Genomic DNA, 22,681 nt, shown 5'->3' with positions numbered 1-22,681 from the left:
TCGGACTCACATCGGCCGAAAAGCCTGAAAGCCCCGCCAGTACTGGCTGTGTACACGAACACACAGCTCATTTCAAAATTCCATTGCACCCGTGGTTACTGCATAACGCGTACCGATAATCGGACATCACGAAAAATTACTTCGCATTTCGCGTCTCAACTTCGCATCGAGTTCTTTACGGCTAAATGAACGCCGGATCATAGCGCCCCGGGGAATAGCGCTCTCAATGGCACCTCAATCACTTCGACGTCCGCTTTCGGCGAGCTGTGCCGAATAGGGCGAAAGAAAGCCACGCGTAGTAAAACCAGAAGAAGGGAATCACGATGCGCGATCGCATTGGGCATTTATCGGGGCTCACGGGCCGGCTTGCACTTCTTTGGCTATTGCTGGTATTCGCCGCGACACACGCTGTCGCGGGCGTCGTCGTACCGGCGTCCAACCGGGTCGACATCAATCTCGGCTACACACCATGGCGGTACATCAAGGACAGCGACAACGCTCTCTATTCGACGCAAACGTTTGACGACTCGAGTTGGGCGTTCAAGGGCGTGCCGCAATCGCCCTCCGACGACGACACGTTCATCAACGAGCAGTCGGGCGGCGGCGAAGGCGAGCTGACCGGGAACATCACCTGGTACCGCAAGCACTTCAAGATCGACTCCTCGTATCAGAACCGCAAGGTGCTGATCGAGTTCCAGGGCGTGCACGTCGGTGCGCAGGTGTACATCAACGGCCACTTCATTCCGGGCAACAGCCAGATCAACCCGAATGCGACGCACGTGATGGGTTTCATCCCGTTTATCGTCGACGCGACGCCGTACCTCGATTTCAACGGCGGGGACAACGTGATCGCCGTGAAGGCTGCGCGCAACGACGCGTTCTTCCAGGCGCCGAGCTTCGGCGGCGCATTCCGCTTCGGTCAGAGCGATTCCGGCATGTTCCGCCCGGTGATCATGCACATCACGGACCGCCTGCACATTCCCGAGAACATCTTCTCGGTGCTGCAGACGTGGGGCACCTACGTCGCGACGACGGCCGCAAACTCAGCGTCGGCGACGGTTCAGGTGCAGACGAACGTGCTCAACGAATACTCGACCGACCAGCCCGTGACGCTGACGACGAAGATCGTCGATGCGAACGGCGTGGTCGTCGCGAGCGACGAGCAGACCAACAATGTGCCTGCGAATGCGCCGCCGGGTCTGAACCCGACGACGTTCACGCAGGTCATGACGGTTCAGAACCCGACGCTCTGGTATCCGAACAATGATGCGAACGGCGGCCCGTACCTGTACCACGTGATCCACGTGGTCAGCGTGAACGGTACGGTGGTCGATGCGAAGGAAACGCCGCTCGGCATTCACGTGCTCACGTGGGACACGAATTTCCCGATTTTCAACGGACATGCGCGCTACCTGTGGGGCGCATCGGGCCGTTACGATTTCCCGGCGCTCGGCTCTGCCGTGCCGCCCGAACTGCAATTCCGCGATCTGAGCCTGCTCGCGCAGGCAGGCGGCGCACTGTATCGCCCAGGCCACTCGGCACAAGGGCCGGACTGGCTCGACGCCGCGGACCAATACGGCATCATGATGCTGCAGCCGAGCGGTGACGGCGAAGGCGGCTTCGGTTCGATCTGCGATGAAGGTCAGACGACCGGGTGTCTGACGACGCAGAGCGACGTCCAGCTGAAGAAAGAATTGCACCGCGACATGATCATTCATGACCGCAACCACCCGTCGGTGCTCGCGTGGGAAGCGAATAACGGTGGCATGGTCACATCGCTCGCGCAACAACTCGCAGGCATCGCGCAGACGTGGGATCCGATCAACACGCGCGTGCAGGCCGACCGTACACCGAATCCCGACAATGGCGGGCTGCTCGGCTGTAGCGGCGACGGCTGCGACATCGGCGTGAAGAACAACTTCCCGAATACGCCGTCGGTCGGCTCCGAATACTGGGGCAACGGCGTCGGCCGCGCGAAGTACGACTTCGAGCTTGCGTTTGCCGCGCCGTATGTGAACAACTGGGTAAAGAGCGTGGCGGCCCTGTCGGTGGGTATCGCGCACTGGTACCTCGCGGATACCCCGGGCGAGATCGTCGACCAGGTCGACGGCACGCTGAATTCAGAAGTGCGTGGCAACGGCGCGTCGATGATGGACCAGAATCGTCTGCCGCGTCTGATTTACTACATGTACGAGGCAATCTGGACGCCGTTCGACCGCAAGCCGGTCGTGAAACTCGCGCATACGTGGAATCGCGCGGGCCTGGTCACCGTCAACGCGTTCAGTAACTGTCCGACGGTCAGCCTGGTGCTGAACGGCCAGCCGGTCGGCACGCCGCAGGTGCCGAATCCGACGTCTTCGGATTCGAGCGCGAATCTGACGCAGAGCACCACGCTGCTGCCGGGGCAGGTGCACTGGGATAACGTGCAATTTCAGCAGGGCACGCTCGTGGCCCAGTGTCTGAACGATCACCAGGAGGTTGTCACGCAGGATAAGCTCGTGACGGCGGGCGCCGCCGACCACATCGTGCTGACGGCCGAACCGCAACTCGTGGCGCCGGACGGCACGCAGTTCGTCATGAAGGCGAACGGTACCGACGCCGAGATCATTCACGTTGCCGTGGTCGACAAGGACGGCAACGTCGTGCCGGACGCGAGCCAGGAAATCACGTTCGCGGTGAGCGGCGCGGCCGGCGAATACCGCGGCGGCAGCGATCACTACGTAACGGATGGCAAACCCCTGCATTTCCACTCGCCGAAGGATGCGAGCCTCTATGCCGAAGGCGGCCTGACGCAGATCGTCGTCAGGAGCACCTTCACGCCGGGCACGGTCACCGTGACGGCGACCTCGCCGAACCTGGGCAGCGGTACGGTCAGCTTCGACGTTGCGCCGACGGGCAGCGCGCAAACGTTTGATGGCAAGGACCTGATCATCGGTGCGGCGCAGGATTCGGGCGTGCAGATCATCAACCACCCGGCCAACCAGACGTCGACGGTCGGTCTGACGGCGACTTTCAACGTGCTCGCGGCGAGCTCGACGCCGCTGCACTTCCAGTGGATGAAGAACAACACGCCGATTTCGGGCGCGACGAACTTCAGCTATACGACACCGACGCTGCAGGCGAGCGACGACCAGTCGAGCTATACGGTTGCCGTCAGCAACGGAACCACCAATCAGACGTCGAATGCGGCCACGCTGACTGTGGTGCAGCCGTCGAAGCCGGAGATCAAGGCACAGCCGGCGCCGGCAGCCGTCACGGTCGGTCTGAGCGCGGAATTCGACGTGGTGGCGACGGGCTCCCCGGTGCTCAGCTATCAATGGATGAAGAACAACGTCGCCATTGCTGGCGCGACGCGCCCGACCTACATCACGCCGCCCACGACGCTCGCGGATAACAACTCGCTGTACAGCGTGCTTGTCCAGAACAGCGCGGGCCAGCAGCCGTCGCAGAGCGCGGTGCTGACGGTGGCCGAGGGCTCGCCGCCCGGCATCGTGATTCCGCCGCACAGCCAGAGCGTGACGACCGGCCAGAACGTGACGTTCACCGTCGTCGCGAGCGGCGCGCAGCCGCTGGTCTATCAGTGGAAGCATGAAGGCACGGTGGTCGGCACGAACAGCCCGAATCTCGTGATCACGTCGGCGACCGATGCCGATAGCGGCAATTACACGGTCACCATCAGCAACCCCGCGGCCAGTTTGACGTTCGGTCCCGTCACGCTGAGCGTGAGCGGCGGCGGCGCGACGAACCTCGCGATCGGTGCGACGGCGACGGCGAGCAGCGTGCAGAACGACGGTCTCGGACCGAAGATGGCCAACGACGGCAGCCTCACGTCGCGCTGGTCGTCGGAGCCGGGTGTGGACCCGGAGTGGATCCAGCTCGACTTCGGCGCGGTGCGCACGTTTGACCAGATCGAGCTCGTCTGGGAAAACGCGTATGCCGATCAGTATGAAATCGAGGTGTCGAACGATACGGGCGACAACAAGCAATGGACGTCGATCTACAAGCAACCCGCGGGTGTGGGCGGCACCGAAACGATTACCGTACGTAGCACGTCGGCGCGTTACGTGCGCATGCTCGGCGAGCATCGTCACACGGATTACGGTTATTCGCTGTTTGAGTTCGGCGTCTACGACGTCCCCGCGTGCGATGCGCTGAGCAACACCGAGCGCTACACGCCGATTCCGGCGAAGGCGGGCACCTATGTGCCGCCGTCGGATCTGTCGCAGCTCGGCCAAGGTCCGTTCGTGGCGACCGTGCGCGACAACGTGAGCGGTCAGACGTGGCAGCAGTTCTCGACGACGTTCCGTCAGCAGGGCGCGCAGTTCACCCAGGATCTGGCGGCCGAGTACTGCAACTCGATCGGCATGCGTCTGCCGACGCAGGCCGAAGCGTTGACGGTTGCCCGTGCGAACTGGAACCAGTGCGCAATGCCGCTGCCGTGGACGACGTGGACGACGACCGACGTGCCGTCGACGCCGGGCGATGCGTTTATCGTCGACTCGCTGGGCAACTCGACGTTCGGCATCAAGAACAACACGCCGGGCGCATCGCTGTGCGTGGCGGGTCCGTCGATCGCGGTGCCGAAGATCATCACGCAGCCGGCTAGCCAGTCGGCCGCCGAGGGCACGTCGGCGCAGTTCACGGTTGGCATCGATCCGACGAGCGTGGGGCCGTTCAGCTACCAGTGGTTCGAGAACGGCAAGGCCGTGGCGATTACGACGGTGCCGTACTTCATTACGGCGCCGACGTCGGCCGCTACCGATAACAACGCGACGATCTCGGTGATCGTCAGCAATGGCGGCGGCAGCACGCCGAGCAGCAACGCGACGCTGACCGTCACGCCGGCCACGAATGGCGGCAACGGTGGTAACGGTGGTAATGGCGGCAACGGCGGTAATGGTGGCAATGGCGGTAACGGCGGTAACGGCGGCACCCCGCCGGCACCGTCGGCCAACCTCGCGCTGGGCAAGCAGGCCACCGCGAGCGGCATCGAAAACGACGGCGACGCTGCGCAGCAGGCGGTCGACGGCAACGATGGCACGCGCTGGTCGTCGGCCTTTGTCGACCCGTCGTGGATCAAGATCGATCTCGGTTCGGCGCAGACCTTCGATCGTGTGGTGTTGCGCTGGCAGGATTCGTTCGCGGTCGACTACCAGATCCAGGTATCGAACGACGGCAGCGATGACGACTCGAGCTGGACGCCGGTGTACACGGAAACGGGCGGCAAGGGCGGCACGGAAGACGTGCACTTCAAGGCCACCACGGCTCGCTACGTGCGGATGCACGGCACGAAGCGCGCAACGCAGTTCGGTTACTCGCTGTTCGAGTTCGGTGTGTACAACACGGCGAATACGCCGCAGTTTGCAGTCACGGCAACCTCGACTGGCAGCGGTACGGTTACGCCGGCCGGCACGACGCAGGTGTTGCAGGGCGGTCCGGTGACCTATACGTTCACGCCGGCTGACGGCTTCGCGGTAACGGCTGTGCAGATCGACGGTCAGAACGTGGGTCTTGTTAGCAGCTACACGTTCGACGATGTGCTGATGGCGCATACCGTGAACGTGACGTTTGGCCCGAGCGCGGGCGCGGTGAACCTCGCGCTCGGCGCGACGGCGAAGTCGAGCGGGCTCGAAAACGACGGCTATCCGGCGTCGAATGCAGTGGACGGCAATCTGAACACGCGCTGGTCGTCGGCCTTTATCGACCCGTCGTGGATCAGGCTGGACTTCGGTACGCCGCGCACGTTCAACCGCGTCATGCTGTTCTGGGAGAACGCGCACTCGGTGGAGTACCAGATCCAGACGTCGAACGACGGTGACAACTGGACGCCGGTGTTCACGCAGGAGGCAGGTCAGGGCGGTGTCGAAGACATTTCGTTCACGACGGTCACGGCCCGCTACGTGCGGATGAACAGCACGAAGCGCAGCAGCGACTACGGCAACTCGCTGTTCGAGTTCGAGGTGTTCAACATGCCGACGACCGGCGACGCTGGTGGCAACACGGGTGGCAGCACCGGTGGTAGCACGGGCGGCAATACCGGCAGCGGCACCGATTCGGGCACGGGCAACACGGGTACGGGTAACACCGGCACCGGCAACACGGGCAGCGGCAACACCGGTAGCAACAACAACACGAACCCGGTTCAAGCGTCGAACGGCAATCTCGCGCTCGGCAAGGTGGCGACGGCGAGCGGCACGCAGGGTGACGGCTACCCTGCGACCGCCGCGGTCGACGGCGATCTGAACTCGCGCTGGTCGTCGGATTTCAACGACAACGCATGGCTGCAGGTGGATCTGGGTCAGGCGCAACTGTTCAACCGCGTTGTGCTGCGCTGGGAAAACGCCTACGGCTCGGCTTATCAGCTGCAGGCGTCGAACGACGGCAAGACGTGGAACCCGGTGTTCACGCAGAACGCGGGCAAGGGCGGCACCGAGGATTTGACGGTGCCTTCCACGACCGCGCGCTACGTGCGCATGCAAGGTGTGAAGCGTGCGTCGCAGTATGGTTACTCGCTGTTTGAATTCGAGGTTTATAACAACGCGACCACGCCGAAGGTGGCGATTACCGCGAGCGGCGACGCGAACGGTACGCTGAGCCCGGCGGGCACGGTCAATATCGATGCAGGCGCCACGCAGACGTTCACGGCGGTGCCGAATTCGGGCTACGGTGTCGGCAAGATGTTCGTCGATGGCCAGGAAGTGGGTGTGCAGTCCACCTACACGTTCTCGAATGTGAGCGGTTCGCACACGATCAGCGTGAACTTCGTGCCGCAAGCGGCCAGCGTGAACCTCGCACTGCGCAAGACGGCGACGGCGAGCAGCCTCGAAAACGGCAACCTGCCGGCAACGGCAGCGGTGGACGGCGATCCGACCACGCGCTGGGGTTCGGGCTTCGCCGATCCGCAGTGGCTCGAAGTCGATCTCGGCACGCAGCAGACGTTCGATCGCGCCGTATTGATCTGGGAGAATTCGCACGCACTCGCGTATCAGATCCAGACGTCGAACGACGAGAAGACCTGGACGCCGGCTTATACGCAGAACGAAAGCAAGGGCGGTCTCGAAGATGTGACGTTCCCGGCGGTCACCGCACGCTATGTGCGCATGTACGCCTCGCAGCGTTCGACGCAGTATGGCGATTCGCTGTTCGAGTTCCAGCTGTACAACAGCGGCGCCACGACGAGCGCACCGGTCGCGGCCTTTATCGAGCAGCCGGCGAGCCAGACCGTACCGGTGGGCCAGAACGGCCACTTCGCGGTTATCCCGTCGGACAAGGGTTCGGTCACGTATCAGTGGCGCCGTAACGGCACGCCGATCGCGAACGCGACGAGCCGCACGTACGACACGCCGGTCACGACGGCCGGCGACAGCGGCGCGGTGTATAGCGTCGTCGTGACTGGTGCAAACGGTCCGGTGACGTCGAACGACGCGACGCTGACGGTAAATAGCGCGTTCCCGAACTACACGGTGAAGCAGGGCTTCGTGTCGGTCGATCTCGCGAACAACACGAACGGCGCGTACACGGACGACAAGGTCTATGTGCTCGTGATCGCGCGCGACCCGGCGACGGGCCAGTTCGCGTGGCTCAAGCCGGACGGCACGATCGTCGCATCGGCGGTGTCGGACAACGATGCACAGAACCACCTGACGGGACCGGACGGACAGAACTATGCGAACTACGCGTTCACGCTCGCACAGAGCAAGACGCTGCAATTGCCGAAGCTGTTCTCGGGCCGCATCTATGTGTCGCTCGGCAGCCCGGTGTTCCTGAAGATCCTGAACGACGCGAACAACAACATCGGCTTCGCCGGTCCGAATCCGCAGAACCCGACCGACCCGAACCTGAACGTGATGTTCGACTGGTATGAGTTCACGTACGGCGACAACGGCCTGTGGATCAACACGACGCAGGTCGACGAGTTCGGCTTCCCGATGACGCAGGACGTGTACGGCTCGAATCACACGTTCCACCAGCAGACCGGTATTACGCAGCATCGCGCGGATCTGTTCGCCGCGTACGCAAACGAAGTGTCGAGCGCGTTCCAGCCGCAGCCGTCGTCGCAGTTCCGCATCATGGCGCCGGCCAAGGGCAGCTTCGCGGCAGGGCAAGCGAACGGCAACTACTTCGACGCGTACGTGAACGAGGTGTGGCAGTACTACTCGTCGAATAGCCTCGTGCTGAACATGTTCGGCAATAGCCGCCAGTTTGTCGGCAAGGTGCAGGGCGGCCAGCTCGTGTTCAGCGAAACGAATCTGAACAACGGCGCGTTCGTGGGCGGCACGTATGTCGTGAACAAGCCGACCACGCAGGACGTCCTGCAGGGTAGCGGCGCGCTGGCAACCGGTAATTCGACGGAGCTTGCGATCGAGGCGCAACTGTGCGCGGCGCTCAACCGTCACGTGGCGGAAGACGTCAACAAGTGGGCGAACCCGTCCACGTGGTACGCAGCTTCGCCGTCGAACGAGTACGCGCGGTTCTACCACGATCACGGCATCAGCGGACAAGCCTACGGCTTCGCCTATGACGACGTGAGCGATGCGAGTTCGACGATCGTTGCGCCGCAGCCGGAGCATGTGGTGCTCGGGATTGGCTTCTAAGCGGCAACAAGTGAAGAGCAAATAAGGGCGCCCGCATCCGCGGGCGCACCGAGGAGATGATCGATGTGGCGGTTCGGTATGAGTAGCACGCAGGGAAGCGGTACGCAGGCATTCGCGCAGGTAGTTGATACGCGAGCGTTGGCGGCGCCGAGCATGAAACGGCATCGCAGGCAGCGCGGTTTCACGCTGCTTGAATTGCTGGTCGTGCTCGTGATCATCGGCATGCTCGCGGCGCTGGTCGGGCCGCGCTACTTCGCGCAACTGGGCAAGTCGCAGGTGACGGTCGCGCGCGCGCAGATCGACGTGTTCACGAAGGCAGTCGACAACTTCAGGCTCGACGTCGGCCGTTATCCGACTAGCCAGGAAGGGCTCACCGCGCTGGTGGTGAAACCGGCCAATGCGGATAAATGGGCGGGACCGTATCTGAAGAAGGAAGTGCCGATGGACCCGTGGGGGCATCCGTACATCTACAAGATTCCCGGTGCGAAAAGCGACTACGCGATTATTTCGAACGGACCCGACAGCCAGTCGGGCACGAACGGAGAAAGCGCGCAGATCACCAGCGAATAAACGCAGACGCAAACGCAACAACGAAAAGATACACGGACTACTGATCATCACGTGCGATGCCGGTGCGCCCGAAATGGGCCACCGGCATCGTCTGTAAACCCTGGCGATACACCATGCAATACGAAGTCAGAGCGCTTGCGCCCGACAATCAGATCGTCGCGCTCGTCATCGATGCGCACGACGAGAACGATGCGCGGCGTCAGGTCGAAGCGCGCGGACTGCATGCGACGCGGCTTGTGCCGCGGCGCTCGTTGCGACGTCCGGCGTCCTCGCGCGGCGCGCTGTCGCTTGTGCTGTTCAGCGAGGAACTGCTCGCGCTGCTGACGGCGGGGTTGTCGATCGTCGAGGGGCTTGAAGCGCTGCTCGAGCGCGAAGGCAGCGGACGCCTGCGCGGTGTGCTCGAACGGCTGCTGTCGGGGTTGCGCGAAGGCAAGCGCTTTTCGAGTCTGCTCGCCGAGCAGCCCGATGTGTTTCCGCCGCTTTATATCGGCATCGTGCGCGCCGCGGAAGGCACGAGCGACTTGCCGCGCTCGCTGCAACGCTTTATCGACTATCAGTCGCGCATCGACCTCGTGCGCAACAAGCTGGTCAGTGCTGCGATCTATCCGAGCATTCTGCTGTTTGTCGGCGGTGGCGTGGCGGCGTTTCTGATTGCGTATGTCGTGCCGCGGTTCGCCACGATTTATGAAGGCACGGGGCGCTCACTGCCGTGGATGTCGCAGGTATTGCTCGACTGGGGCAAGTTTGCGGCCGGGCACGGCTTGACGCTGCTGGCCGCGACGGTTGGCATCGCGTTTATGGGTGGCACGGTGCTGCGCGCGGCGATCGCGAAGGCGGGCCTGGCTACCTTGCTGGCGCGCATTCCGGTGATCGGGCCGCATTTGCGCATCTATCAATTGTCACGCTTGTATCTGACACTCGGCATGCTGCTCGAAGGCGGCATTCCAATCGTGCCGGCCATGGAAACGGCAAGCGGCACGATCTCGCCCGGCCTGCGCGAACGGTTGACTCAAGCGCGCCTGGCCGTACAGTCCGGCACGAATCTGTCGAGCGCCTTCGACAAGGAAGGCCTGACCACGCCGATTTCGCTGCGCATGCTGCGCGTGGGCGAACGCTCGGGCGAACTCGGCGACATGCTGACCAAATCGGCGGCGTTCTACGACGGCGAGATCAGCCGCTGGATCGACCGCTTTACGCGGCTGTTCGAACCGTTGCTGATGTCCGCGATCGGTCTGGTAGTGGGGACCATCGTTATTTTGCTGTACATGCCGATTTTCGATCTGGCGGAGAGTTTGTCGTGAGCGTGCCCGCGAATGTATTGCCATTGGTGTCCGAAGCGCCGGATGCCTCGGAGACGTTGGAGGCATTGATCGAACCGTTGCCCACGCAACCGGTTTTATCGGAGAAGCCCGCGCTAAAGCTCGATGCCGAACTGCTCGCGCGCGCACGTGCGGCTGCATCGGCGACGCAACGCCATCTGATGGTCGAGCTCGAAGCGCTGACGGGTAGCGAGCCGCGCGAATTGCTGCAGGCGCTCGCGCAGCAGCTCGCCATGCAGGTGATCGAAACGCCCGCGATGCTCGCGATGCAGCCCGTGTTCGACCGCGTGCCGCTGTCGCGCGCGATGCAGCGGCGCTGCGCGTTGCTGCGGCGTTTGGACAATGCGGCGGGAGATGCGCTCGACAATGCGAGCGATAGTGCGCGGAACAACGCCGGCGCGCTGATCGGCGTCGTCACCAGCCCGTTCGATCTTGACCTGCAGACGTGGCTCGCCGCGCAGGCAGGTGGCCCGATCGAGATCTGCGTGACACTGCCGTCCGATCTGCAGGCGTACCACACGCGCATGGAGGAATCGGCGCGCGCGGTCGACAGCCTCGTGACCGACGGCGGCGAAGCGCGCGCCGATGGACGCACGGCGCAGGTGCTGTCGTTCGAGACCGTCAGCGAGGCCGCGAGCCCCGCGGTCAAGCTCGTCAACTCGACGCTCTACGATGCGCTCAAAGCCGGCGCATCCGATATCCACATGGAAAGCACGGCGACGGGCCTCGCGTTGAAATATCGCGTCGACGGCGTGCTCGATGCGGCCGCGACGATTCACGGCGTCGAAACCGCGGAGCAGGTCATTTCGCGTCTGAAGGTGCTCGCGGAACTCGATATCGCCGAACGCCGCGTGCCGCAGGACGGCAGTTTCCGCGTCGCGGCGGGCGGGCGCGATATCGACTTGCGGGTGTCGATCATGCCGAGCATTCACGGCGAAGATGCGGTGATCCGTATTCTCGACAAGCGAGCGATGATCGAAGCGTACGGGTCGCTGACGCTCGAAGCGCTCGGCTACGACGGCGAATCGCTCGAAGCGCTGCGTCGCCTTGCCGAAGAACCGTACGGCATGCTGCTTGTGACGGGCCCGACCGGCTCGGGCAAAACGACCACGCTCTACGCGGCGCTAACCGAAATTCATAACGGCCGCGACAAGATCATCACGATCGAAGACCCGGTCGAATACCAGTTGCCGGGCATTCTGCAGATTCCGGTCAACGAAAAGAAGGGCTTAACTTTCGCGCGCGGCTTGCGCTCGATTCTGCGGCACGACCCGGACAAGATCATGGTCGGCGAAATCCGCGACCGCGAGACGGCTGAAATTGCGGTGCAGTCCGCGCTGACGGGCCACCTTGTGCTGACCACCGTGCACGCGAACAACGTGTTCGACGTGTTCGGCCGCTTCAGCCATATGGGCATCGACCCCTATGCGTTCGTGTCCGCGTTGAACGGCATCTGGGCGCAGCGCCTCTTGCGCGTGAACTGCTCGCATTGCGCGACGCCTTATACGCCGACCGATGCGGAACTCGCGCGCGTCGGCCTCACGCGCGCGGACGTCGCCGATTTCGATTTCCGCCAGGGCGCGGGCTGCGGCGATTGCCGCGGCACCGGTTATCGCGGCCGCCGCGCGATTGCCGAGATTCTGATTCTCGATGACGAGATTCGCGATATGGTCGTCGAGAAGCAGCCGATCCGGTTGATCAAGGAAGTGGCGCGGCGCAACGGCACGCGCCATCTGCGCGAGGTTGCGCTCGCGCAGGTGAAGCGCGGCGAGACGACACTGTCCGAAGTGAAACGGGTGACTCTCAATGCGTGACGCTTGGAAGCGTTTGGGGGCAAAGCCGGTTTCGCTTCCCGGTTTGCCGCGGGTTTCGCTGAAGTGGCGCCGCGGCGTGTGCCATATCGGGTTCTCGCGCGATGGCGTGGCGGCGCTGCGCGCGAGCGCCGCGGCGCCGCGCAAAGCCGCGACGTTGCCGCCGGTCATTGCCGAACGCTCGCTGCGCGGTATCTCATCGAATGGGTCAGGCGCTGCGTCAGCGGACGACCTCGCCGCGCTGATCGCCGGCGCGCTCGACGAAGCGGGCTGCAGCGGATTGCCGATCCACGCGAGCTTCGGCGACGACCTCGTGCGCTACTTTATCGTGACGCCGCCACCGAACGGCACGCGCGTGCAGGATCTACGCACAGCGGCCGAAGTGCGTTTCCAGATGCTCTACGGCGAATCGCTGGCCGCGTGGCGCCTCGTCGCAGACTGGCATGCAACAAAGCCTTTTCTCGCGTGCGCGGTGCCGGCGCGATTGCATACTGCGCTGCAACTCGCGGCGCGTGCGCAACGCAGTTGCCTGGTTTCGACTTCGCCGAATTTCGTCGGCGCATGGAACCGCTGGCGCCGCCGCGTGACTGGCGACGCATGGCTCGCGACGCTGCACGACGGCGCGCTGACGCTCGGCGTGATCGGCGGCGCGGGACGACGCGCGCGTCTTGCCGCGGTGCGCACGTTAAAGCTGAGCGACGAGACGCCGCCGCTCGCGTGGCTGAATGAGCAACTCGCGCGTACGGCGCTGCTCGACAACGTGCCGGCGCCGAAGGTACTGCACGTGTACGGCCGCTTGCCGCAGACCTGGCAGCAAACGCAGCGCATCGCGACGACATCGGGAAGCGGCGGCGCAAACGCGAGCACGGGCACAAGCCTGGACGCAGGTTCGAACGCGAGCCCGAGCAAGGCCATGATCGAAGTGCGCGCATGCACCGCGGTGCAGGCATCGCCGGCATTGCCGCAAGGCGCGTACGCCACGTTATCTTCCGCCGCCCAACTGGCCACGCAAATCGTGTTAAGCAGCCGCGGCGGTGCATCGCGATGAAACGCCTGCATATCGATCTCGCGCCGCTCAGTGCGCGCCGCCAGCTGTACCGCAGCCATCCGCTGATACGCCTGCTCGCGCTGGCGGCACTGATCGCGTGCGTGATCGCGGGCCTGCGCGCACACAAGTTGCTCGGCCGCCTCGACGTACTCGAAAGTCAGCAGGAGCGCATCGCCTCGCACAACGCGCAGGCGGCACGTGCACGCGCGAGCGTCGCGAGCCGCCCGGTCGACGCGAAGCAGGGCGCGGCCGTCAACGCCGCGGTCGCGCGCCTGAACCTGCCATGGGACGACATTCTCGATGCCGTCGAAGCCGCGACGCCGCCGAAAGTCGCGTTGCTGTCGGTCACGCCCGACGCAAGCCGTGCGCTGATCCGCATCGAAGCCGAAGGCACTGGCAGCGACGCGATGATCGACTATCTGAAAGCGCTCCAGCAGCAGCCGCTCTTCGAGCGCGTCGATCTCGTCAGGCACGAGATGTCGAAAGACCGGATGGACGGCGTGATCCGCTTCCAGATCGAAGCGCAGTGGCGCAGGAGCGCGTCATGAAAATGCCGAATCTGACGCGTGCGCTGTTATGGACGCAGCTGGCGCTGCGCCGCACGAGCGTCGATGCGCTCGCGGCCGGTGTGCTCGCGATCGGCGCGGCAGCGATGTGGTTCGTGCTGCTGCCGGGCCTTACAGCGCGTATCGCCGACGAAGCGCGTGCCGTGGCGCGCGCGCGTTCGGCGCCGCCGCCCGCGCCCGTGATTTCACCGCAGGCACTCGCGGCCCAGCGGCTCGACGCGTTCTACGCGGCGCTCGGCGACGCAGGCCACACCGAGCAAGTGGTGATGCATCTGTTCGACGCTGCGAGCGAGACCGGCGTCGTGCTCGACAAGACAGAATACAAGCCCGCGCGCGATGCCGCGGGGCGCTTCGAGACCTACACGATCGTGCTGCCCGTCAAAGGCGGCTATGCGCAACTGCGCAGCTTCTGCGAAAAGGTGCTGATGACGGTGCCGTACGCGGCGCTCGACGACATGCGCTTCAAACGCAGCTCCGCGAACGACCAGACCGTCGAGGCGAGTCTGCGCTTCACGGTATTCCTGCGTCCCGCGGCGCAGGGCAAGGGCGCTGCCAACACGAGCGCACTGGTCGCAGCGGGCGAGGCACAACGATGAAGCCTCTGCACGCAGTACTCGCGGTCGCATTCGTCGCGTGCGGCGGCCTGCTGATTTTCGGTAATCACGATTCGCCCGACCAGGTCGTCGAAGCGGCGCCGCGCGCGGGGGCGGCTCACCGCGCAGCGGGCCAGGCCGACCGCGGTGCAGACGCAACGACAGCCGCAAGTACGGACAACGGATCGATCGTCGGCATCGCCGCGCTGCGCTCGCGCAAGGACCTGTTCGGCTCGGCCGGCAGCGGACATCACGAGCTGTTCGGCAGCCAGACGTGGGCGCCGGCGCTGCCGTCGGTCGCGCCGGCGGGCGCCGAGGTGCCGCCGCTGCCGTCTGCGCCGATGGCGCCGAACCTGCCGTTCACCTATATCGGCAAACAGGCCTCGAACGGTGCGTGGGAGGTGTATCTCGCGCGCGGCGACGAGACCGTGATCGTGCACGACCAGTCCGTGATCGATGCGACGTATCGCGTCGACGCGATCAAGCCACCTGTTTTGACGTTGACGTACCTGCCGCTCAAGCTGGTCCAGACCATCGATATCGGCAGCGCCGATTGACGTGCAATAAGAGAAAGCATTCATAGGAAGCAAGTCGTTGCGTACGCAATCACTAGAACAACATGGACGTCGGGGTCTGAGCGGCGGCACCGCGTCGAGCGAAAAGCCACGCATGGGGCGCGCGGGGTTGCGCCTGTCTTTGCGTCTGTCGGTGCGCCTGTCTTTGCGCTCGCTTTGGCGTGGGTGCGCGCCCATTGCGCTTGCCATCGCGTTGCCGGTGCTGCTGGCCGGTTGCGCGGCGGAGAAGGCCTATCGCGCGGGCGAAGATCTCGTCGCGCAGGGCAAGGTCGACGAAGGCCTCGCGAAGATGCAGGAAGCGATGACGCAGGAGCCGCACGATGCGCAATATCGCGCGACCTGGCTTGCGGTGCGCGCCAACACGCTGTCGCACGACAACGAGCAGGGCGACCGTCTTGCGGCGAGCGGCGCGCGCGATGCCGCACGCAAGTCGTACCAGCATGCGCTGACGCTGGACCCTGACAACGAACGCGCGCAGGCCGGGCTCGCCGCGCTCGATCGGGCCGCGCGACTCGATACGCTGCTCAATCAGGCCGAAGCGATGGCGGCGAAGCAGAACGCCGCCGGCGCGCGGCGTCTTGTCGAGCAGGTGCTCACCGAGGCGCCTGAAAATCCGCGCGCGCTTGCATTGCAGCGCCGGCTCACGCTCGATTCCGGCGCGACGCGCATCGAAGCGGCGCTCGCCGCCGCGTACCGGCGGCCGATTCACATCGATTTCAAGGACGCCTCGCTCAAGCAGGTCTTCGACGTGATCTCGCGCAGCGCCAATATGAACTTCCTGTTCGACAAGGACGTGCATACCGATCAGCACACGTCGATTTTCCTTAGAAACAGCACGATCGAAGCCGCGGTGCGTTACGTGCTTGCGACGAACCAGCTCGCGCAGCAGGTGCTCGATGAAAACACCGTGCTGATCTATCCGAACACGCCGGCGAAGCAAAAGGACTACCAGGAACTCGCGGTGCGCACGTTCTTTCTGTCGAACGCCGAAGCGAAGACGGTCGCGAATACGATCAAGACGATCCTGAAAGCGCACGACATCGTCGTCGACGAAAAGCTGAACCTCGTGATCGTGCGCGACACGCCCGATGTGATCCATATGGCCGAAAAGCTCGTCGCGCTCGAAGACGTCGCGGAGCCCGAGGTCATGCTCGAAGTCGAAGTGCTCGAAGTGCAGCGCAATAGTACGCAAAACCTCGGCATCGATTGGCCCGATTCGATCACGGTGACGCCGCTGCCGGTCGGCAGCGTGATCTCGAATACGGGTTCAGGCAACAACACGGGCAACGGCTTTGGCAATCCGTTCAACAGCGGATCGTTCGGCATCCCGTCGTCGGGCGGCAGCAATCCGCCGGCGCTGTCGCTGAACGACCTGTTCCACCAGACCTCGAAGACGCTCGGCGTGTCGCAGATCCAGGCGACGGCGCAGGCGAATCTCGTCGATTCGAATGCGAAGCTGCTGACGAACCCGCGCATTCGCGTGCGCAATCACGAGAAGGCGAAGATCCTGATCGGCGAACGCGTGCCGAACATCACGTCGACAGCGACCTCGACCGGCTTTGTCTCGCAGTCGGTCAACTATATCGACGTCGGCCTGACGCTGAACGTCGAGCCGGCCATCTATCTCGACAACTCGGTCGGCATCAAGGTCGCGCTCGAAGTGAGCAGCCTGCTCAATGTCGTGTCGGGCGGCAACTCGGGAACGACCGCTTATGAAATCGGCACACGCACGGCGAGCACGGTGCTGCAGCTGAAAAACGGCGAAACCGATGTACTGGCGGGCCTGATCGACAGTGAGGAGCGCACCTCGGGCAACAAGATTCCGGGCTTCGGCCAGTTGCCGGTGCTGGGCCGCCTGTTCGGCGCGACCACTGACGACGACAAGAATACCGAAATCGTGCTCGCGATCACGCCGCATCTGATCCGCAATATCCAGCGCCCCGATGCGGCTTCGGCGTATTTCACGGCCGGCACCGAGACCAATTCGCAGGGCCTCATGCAGTCGAACGGTATTAGCAACTCGTCGCTATCGGCGAGCAGCGGTTCGTCGTCGAACTCGGCGTCGCCGACGAAGTCGCCCTCGTCCGGCTTCGGCAATTCAGGTGCGAATGGCACCAACGGCACCAACGGCACGAACGGACTCGGCTCGAACTACGGCGGGGCGGGCAGCGGCACGGTCGGCGGCGGAGCCGGCGGCTTCGTGGGCGGCGACGGCGAGCCGATCGTCGCGGGCGGCGCGCCGGGCACGGGCAACGCGCAGATGACGGTGCAGGGGCCGCAGCAGGTGAAGGTCGGAGATTCGGTCACGGTGACGGTATCGATGCAGGCGGATCAGCCGCTGTTGATCGTACCCGCGAACGTGACCTACGACAGCACGAAGCTGCAATTCACGGGGGTATCGGAAGGCGACTTCCTGAAGCAGGGCGGCGCGCAGACGAACTTCTCGAGCCGTGTCGGGCAGGCGGGCCAGCTGAGTCTGTCCGATTCTGCCTCGGGCGGGTCGGGCGCGACGGCATCGGCCACGTACGCCGTGCTGTCGTTCCGCGCGATTGCGCCGTCGTCGCAGACCACGATTCAGGTGCAACCGGGCACGCTGCTCGGCCTGACCGGCATTCCGGTGACCGCACTGCCGCCGACACCGTACGATCTGACGGTGAACGCGAAATGATGCGGGCGCGCGCGTGGCGAACGATGGCGGCGGCGCGCTCGCGGCGCGCGCATTGCTTCAGCGCGCGCTGCGGCTCATGCGGTCATTCGTATAGCGACTCGTGCGGCCACTTACGCAGCGATTCGTGCGGCCACTCATGCAGCGATTCGGGCAGCGACTCATGCAGCGATTCGCGCAGCTACTCACGTGCCGATTCATGTGACCACTCGTGCCGCCACTCAAGCAACCGCGCGCGCGGTTTCACGCTGATCGAACTGCTCGTCACGCTGGCGATTCTCGGCGTGCTCGCCTGCATGACCGTGCCTGTCGCGCAGGTGATGCGCCAGCGGGAGCGCGAGCAGCAACTGCGCTCGGCGCTACACGACATACGCGAAGCGATCGACGCGTACCACACCGCGAGCAAGGACGGGCGCATCCAGAAAGAGGCGGGTACGACCGACTACCCGCCGAGTCTGGAACTGCTCGTGCAAGGCGTGCCGGACCAGCAGGACCCGAAGGCCCACAAGATGTACTTTCTGCGGCGCATTCCGCGCGACCCGATGAACGACAACGACCCGCAGCTTTCCGACGCGGCGACCTGGGGCAAGCGCGCCTATGCGAGCGAAGCCGACGATCCGCAAGAGGGCGATGATGTGTACGACGTCTATTCGACGTCGAACGGCATCGGGCTCGATGGCATTCCTTATCGAAAATGGTGATACCGATGCAAGCGCCCAAGCGTGCGAAAGCGGCCGCGGGCTTTACGCTGATCGAACTGCTGATCGTGCTCGCGATTATCGCGTTGATGCTGACGCTCGCACTGCCCGAGTATTTTCATTCGATCGATTCGTCGAAAGAGAAGGTGCTCGTGCAGAACCTCCATGTCACGCGGGTGGCGATCGATCAGTTCTACGGCGACCAGGGACGTTATCCGGATTCGCTGCAGGAGCTCGTCGACAAGCACTATCTGCGTTCGCTGCCGTTCGATCCGGTGGCCGATAGCGCGGCGACCTGGCAGATCATCGCGCCCGACGAGCAGTTTCCCGGCAATGTCTATGACATCAAAAGCGGTGCGGAAGGCACCGATGTCGAGGGCAAGGCTTACGGGGCGATGTGATGCGCGCTGCGCTTTTCCGCACGAGGCAACGTGATCGCGCTTGCGGTGGCGCTGGCGATCGCGCGTGCGTATGCGCTTGCGGTGGGGCCGGCGATCGCGCGTGTGCGTGCGCTTGCACTGATCCATGCGCGCCGACGTGCACGCGCGCGCCGCGGCGCCGTGCCGCGCAAGGCGGCTATACGTATCTCGCGCTGCTGATACTGCTTGCGATCATCAGCATCGCAGCGGCCGCTTCGGCGGAACTGGGCGCGATCTATCAGCGTCGCATGGCGGAAAAAGAGTTGCTCGCGGTCGGCGCGGAATTCCAGCGGGCGCTGCAAAGCTATTCGTCGTCCACGCCGGTCGGCCAGCCGACGCAGCCGCGCAGGCTCGAAGAGTTGTTGCGCGATCCGCGCTATCCGAATGTCGTGCGCCATCTGCGTAAAGTCTACGAAGACCCGATGACGGGCAAGGCCGATTGGGTGCTCGTGATGTCGCCCGATGGGCAGACGATTGTCGGCATTCATAGCGCATCGCATGCGCATCCGATCCAGATCTCGCATTTTCCAGCGGCATTTCAGGGCTTCGCGAACAAGAAGAGCTATACGGACTGGATATTCGTCGCGCGCTTTCCGACGCTTACGCAAGGGCAGCGGCCGCCGGACGGACCGGTGCTGAATGGCGACGCGCCGGGAACGGTGAATGGCGGCGGCGCGCCGTTCGGCGCCTCGCAGCCTGGTGGGATGTCGTCGAACGACGGTTCGTTCGGTAGCGGCTCGTTCGGCAATGGGTCGTCGAATGGCAGCTCGTTCGGTGGCGGCTCGTTCAACAATGGTTCGTCGAATGGCGGCGCGTTTGGCGGTGGCTCGTTCAATAACGGCTCGTCGAATGGCGGCGGGTTCGGCGGCAACAGCCCCTTCGGCGGCGGATCGTCGAGCGGTTTTTCGCCGGGCAGACAGTCGTCCGGCGGCGGGTCCTTCAACAGTTCGTCGTTCGGTGGCGGAGGCACATCGCAGTAAACAGCGGCGATGTGTCTGCAGAATTGGACCTTGGTCCAATACCGGCGCGCCGGCTCTTTGCCTAGTCTGCCAATCACGCATGGTGTGAGTCGCCGGCGGCCGCTTTGCTGCCTGAGAGGAAATACGCGCGGAAATCAGCGCGGAAATGAGCACGGAACCCGGGCTCAGAGCCGCGCGCGACAGAACACCACACCACGAGCCCCTTCTGAGTGGAAGTGACCATGGAACTCGATCCTGTCATCCTCTCGCGCATCCAGTTCGGGTTCGTAATCAGCTTTCACATCATTTTCCCGGCCTTCACGATCGGCCTTGCGGCCTGGCTTGCGACCATCGAGGGCGCACGGCTCGTGACGGGAAACCGGCTGTACCGCAGGGTGTTCGACTTCTGGCTGCCGATCTTCGCGGTGTCCTTCGGCATGGGCGTCGTCACCGGCATTGTCATGGCCTTCCAGTTCGGTACCAACTGGGGTGTGCTCGCGGTCAAGACGGGCTCGATCCAGGGCCCGTTACTGGGCTACGAGGGCTTTACGGCCTTCATGCTCGAGGCGACATTTTTCGGCATCATGCTGCTCGGACGCGAACGCGTACGGCCATGGTTCTACTTCTTTTCCTGCTGCATGGTGGCGCTCGGCACGATGTTTTCGTCGTTCTGGATTCTCGCCAACAACAGCTGGATGCAGGTGCCGCTCGGCCACACGATGGTGGACGGCAAGATCGTTCCGGACGACTGGATGAAGATCGTCTTCGGCCCGGTGCAAATGGTGCGTTGGCCGCACATGTTACTCGCCGCGTTTCTGACGAGCGGAATGTGCGTCGCGGCCACCGGCGCCTGGTATCTGCTGCGCGGCGTGCATCGCGAGGAAGGGCGCGTCATGCTCCACTGGGCCCTCGCGCTGGTTGCCGTGGCGATACCCGTGCAGCTTTTCTTCGGACATCTGACCGGCGAATATGTGCTCGAGCACCAGCCGGCCAAGTTCGCCGCGATCGAAGCGCGCTGGAAAAACCAGCAGCCGGCCGACGAAGTGCTGATCGCCATCCCCGATGAAGAGAACGAGCGCAATCTCTATGCGATTACCGTGCCGAAGCTCGGCAGTTTTATTGCATCGGGGAATTTCACGTCGGCCGAAGTCGGGCTCGAATCGTTCCCTCGTGAAGACCGCCCGCCCGTCGTGATTCCCTTCTTCGCCTTTCGGCTGATGGTCGGCATGGGCCTCATCATGCTGGCCGTCTCGTGGCTCGGCAATCTCCTGCGCTGGCGCGGCAAGCTCGAATCGTCGCGCTGGTTTCTATGGGCCACCTTTCTTTCGTTTCCGACCGGATTTATCGCGATCCTGACCGGCTGGTATACGGCGGAAGTCGGTCGCCAGCCGTGGGTCGTCTATGGCTTGCTGCGCACGCGCGATGCCGTCACGCCGTCGCTCACGACAAACGACGTGCTGACCTCGCTGGTCGTCTATGTCGCGGTCTACCTGCTCTTCGTTGCGTTCGGTATCTACTACATTTACAAGCTGCTGCGCGATGGGCCGCGCGTCGAAGAGGCGGCGCTGACCCATGTCACGGCCAGCCGGCCACTGGCTGTCGCCGCGCGCTCGGAAACCACGACCGGTAAGCCCGCGGCAGGCGGGGCGGCGGCCGGCGTCGATGCGAGGCCCGGCTCATGAGCGAACTGCAGCCCAGCAACCTGGCGCTTTTCTGGGCCGGCGTGATCGTCATCTCGATCATGGTCTACGTGATACTGGATGGCCTCGACCTCGGCGTGGGCATCCTGTTCGGCTGCACGCGCGATGCAAGCCAGCGCACCAGGATCATGAGCACGATCGCGCCGTTCTGGGACGGCAACGAAACCTGGCTCGTCGTGATCGGCGCGGGCCTGTTCGCGAGTTTCCCGGTGGTCTACGCGGTCTTCATGGCCGCCTTCTATCTGCCATTGCTGTTGTTGCTGATCGGCCTGATCTTTCGCGGCGTCGCGTTCGAGTTTCGCTATCGAAGCGTGCGCACGCGCTGGCTCTGGGATACGGGCTTCTTTCTTGGATCGACGGTGGTCGCTTTCGCGCAGGGCGCCGCTGTGGGTGCGCTGATGCGCGGCATGCCGGTTGAGAACGGACAGTTTGCGGGCACGTCGTTCGACTGGCTGCATCCGTTTCCGGTGCTCACGGGTTTGGGGCTGGTGTTCGGCTACGCGCTGCTCGGCGCCGGCTGGATCGTGGTCAAGAGCGACGGGCCGTTGCGGGAGTGGGCGTATCGCCGCATCGGCTGGCTCGCCGCGATCGTCTTCGTACTCGTCGCGCTCGCATTCGTCGTGTCGCTGACGGTCGATACGCACGCCGTGGGGCACAGCCGCCTGCGCGATCGTCTATGGGGACTCGTGTTTCCCGTTGCGGCGATCGCGGCATTGGGGTGCGCCGTGCTCAGCGCGCGAGCGCGGCGCGACCGGCTGACGTTCGGGCTCACTGTGCTGTTTTTCCTCGCGTCGTATCTGACGCTCGGCGTGATGTTCTGGCCTTACATGGTGCCGTACACCATCACGGTGGGCGGCGCCGCGGCGCCGGAGGCATCGCTGCAGTTCTTTTTCTATGGCGGCGTGATCGTATTGCCGGTGATTGCGCTCTATACCGCCGGTGTGTATTGGGTGTTTCGCGGAAAGATTAAACAGGAATCCGAATAAGATTAATCCGTTGAATAAAGCTGTTTGTAATATTTAAATATTCGGACAATAAAAACTATTAGCCAAACGATTGCGAAGAATATGCCATCGTACGTTTCGATTCAATTGGACCATGGTCCACTAGTCGCGTATGGGCTGCCTGCATAGTCTTCGAGACAGAGCAATGATGCCGGCCTTG

The 22,681-nt window shown here is 63.8% G+C and carries 13 protein-coding genes and 1 pseudogene; all 14 read left to right on the top strand.

The window, feature by feature from the left end; genetic code table 11:
- Positions 1 to 323 precede the first annotated feature (323 nt).
- The 14 genes and pseudogenes from KZJ38_RS32485 to cydB all read left to right on the top strand — a co-directional run bounded on the left by KZJ38_RS32485 (position 324) and on the right by cydB (position 22,503).
- Positions 324 to 8,594: a discoidin domain-containing protein gene (locus tag KZJ38_RS32485; RefSeq protein ID WP_219801137.1), complete on the top strand. Its 8,271-nt coding sequence runs from the start codon at positions 324 to 326 to the stop codon at positions 8,592 to 8,594.
- A gap of 153 nt (positions 8,595 to 8,747) precedes the next feature.
- On the top strand, positions 8,748 to 9,164 hold the full coding sequence (gspG, locus tag KZJ38_RS32480) for a type II secretion system major pseudopilin GspG (protein ID WP_219803761.1): 417 nt from the start codon (positions 8,748 to 8,750) through the stop codon (positions 9,162 to 9,164).
- A gap of 113 nt (positions 9,165 to 9,277) precedes the next feature.
- Positions 9,278 to 10,465 carry a type II secretion system F family protein gene (locus KZJ38_RS32475; RefSeq protein ID WP_219801136.1) on the top strand — a complete coding sequence of 396 codons (1,188 nt, stop codon included), beginning with the start codon at positions 9,278 to 9,280 and terminating at the stop codon, positions 10,463 to 10,465.
- A 179-nt stretch (positions 10,466 to 10,644) separates the two neighbouring features.
- Positions 10,645 to 12,297 (top strand): GspE/PulE family protein, encoded by a 1,653-nt coding sequence (locus KZJ38_RS32470; RefSeq protein WP_219803760.1) that lies wholly within the window; start codon positions 10,645 to 10,647, stop codon positions 12,295 to 12,297.
- Positions 12,290 to 13,342, top strand: coding sequence for a hypothetical protein (locus tag KZJ38_RS32465; protein WP_219801135.1), 1,053 nt, complete (start codon positions 12,290 to 12,292; stop codon positions 13,340 to 13,342). Before KZJ38_RS32470 ends, KZJ38_RS32465 begins: the two co-directional genes overlap by 8 nt.
- Positions 13,339 to 13,890, top strand: coding sequence for a PilN domain-containing protein (locus KZJ38_RS32460; protein WP_219801134.1), 552 nt, complete (start codon positions 13,339 to 13,341; stop codon positions 13,888 to 13,890). Before KZJ38_RS32465 ends, KZJ38_RS32460 begins: the two co-directional genes overlap by 4 nt.
- Entirely contained in the window at positions 13,887 to 14,504 is a 618-nt protein-coding gene (locus KZJ38_RS32455; RefSeq protein WP_219801133.1) for a hypothetical protein, read from the top strand. Before KZJ38_RS32460 ends, KZJ38_RS32455 begins: the two co-directional genes overlap by 4 nt.
- Entirely contained in the window at positions 14,501 to 15,058 is a 558-nt protein-coding gene (locus KZJ38_RS32450) for a hypothetical protein (RefSeq protein ID WP_219801132.1), read from the top strand. Before KZJ38_RS32455 ends, KZJ38_RS32450 begins: the two co-directional genes overlap by 4 nt.
- Positions 15,059 to 15,095: 37 nt before the next feature.
- A complete protein-coding gene (locus KZJ38_RS32445; protein WP_246641878.1) occupies positions 15,096 to 17,744 on the top strand; it encodes a secretin N-terminal domain-containing protein in 2,649 nt (882 codons plus the stop codon).
- Between the two features lie 230 nt (positions 17,745 to 17,974).
- Positions 17,975 to 18,442, top strand: a pseudogene (locus tag KZJ38_RS32440) (type II secretion system protein); the annotation flags it as partial.
- A 5-nt stretch (positions 18,443 to 18,447) separates the two neighbouring features.
- The gene (locus KZJ38_RS32435) at positions 18,448 to 18,840 is read left to right on the top strand and encodes a type II secretion system protein (RefSeq protein ID WP_219801131.1); all 393 of its coding nucleotides are present in this window, start codon (positions 18,448 to 18,450) and stop codon (positions 18,838 to 18,840) included.
- Positions 18,840 to 19,838 (top strand): hypothetical protein, encoded by a 999-nt coding sequence (locus KZJ38_RS36785; RefSeq protein WP_246641877.1) that lies wholly within the window; start codon positions 18,840 to 18,842, stop codon positions 19,836 to 19,838. Before KZJ38_RS32435 ends, KZJ38_RS36785 begins: the two co-directional genes overlap by 1 nt.
- A gap of 221 nt (positions 19,839 to 20,059) precedes the next feature.
- Positions 20,060 to 21,499 (top strand): cytochrome ubiquinol oxidase subunit I, encoded by a 1,440-nt coding sequence (locus KZJ38_RS32425; RefSeq protein WP_246641876.1) that lies wholly within the window; start codon positions 20,060 to 20,062, stop codon positions 21,497 to 21,499.
- Complete coding sequence (gene cydB, locus KZJ38_RS32420) at positions 21,496 to 22,503, top strand: cytochrome d ubiquinol oxidase subunit II (protein ID WP_219801130.1); 1,008 nt, start codon at positions 21,496 to 21,498, stop codon at positions 22,501 to 22,503. The genes KZJ38_RS32425 and cydB overlap by 4 nt, the downstream gene beginning before the upstream one ends.
- The last annotated feature ends 178 nt before the right edge of the window (positions 22,504 to 22,681 follow it).

The sequence above is a fragment of the Paraburkholderia edwinii genome (genome assembly GCF_019428685.1).
Taxonomy (GTDB): Bacteria; Pseudomonadota; Gammaproteobacteria; order Burkholderiales; family Burkholderiaceae; genus Paraburkholderia; species Paraburkholderia edwinii.
The sequence above is the reverse complement of the archived record's forward strand: the minus strand, read 5'-3'. Positions and strand labels throughout refer to the sequence as shown.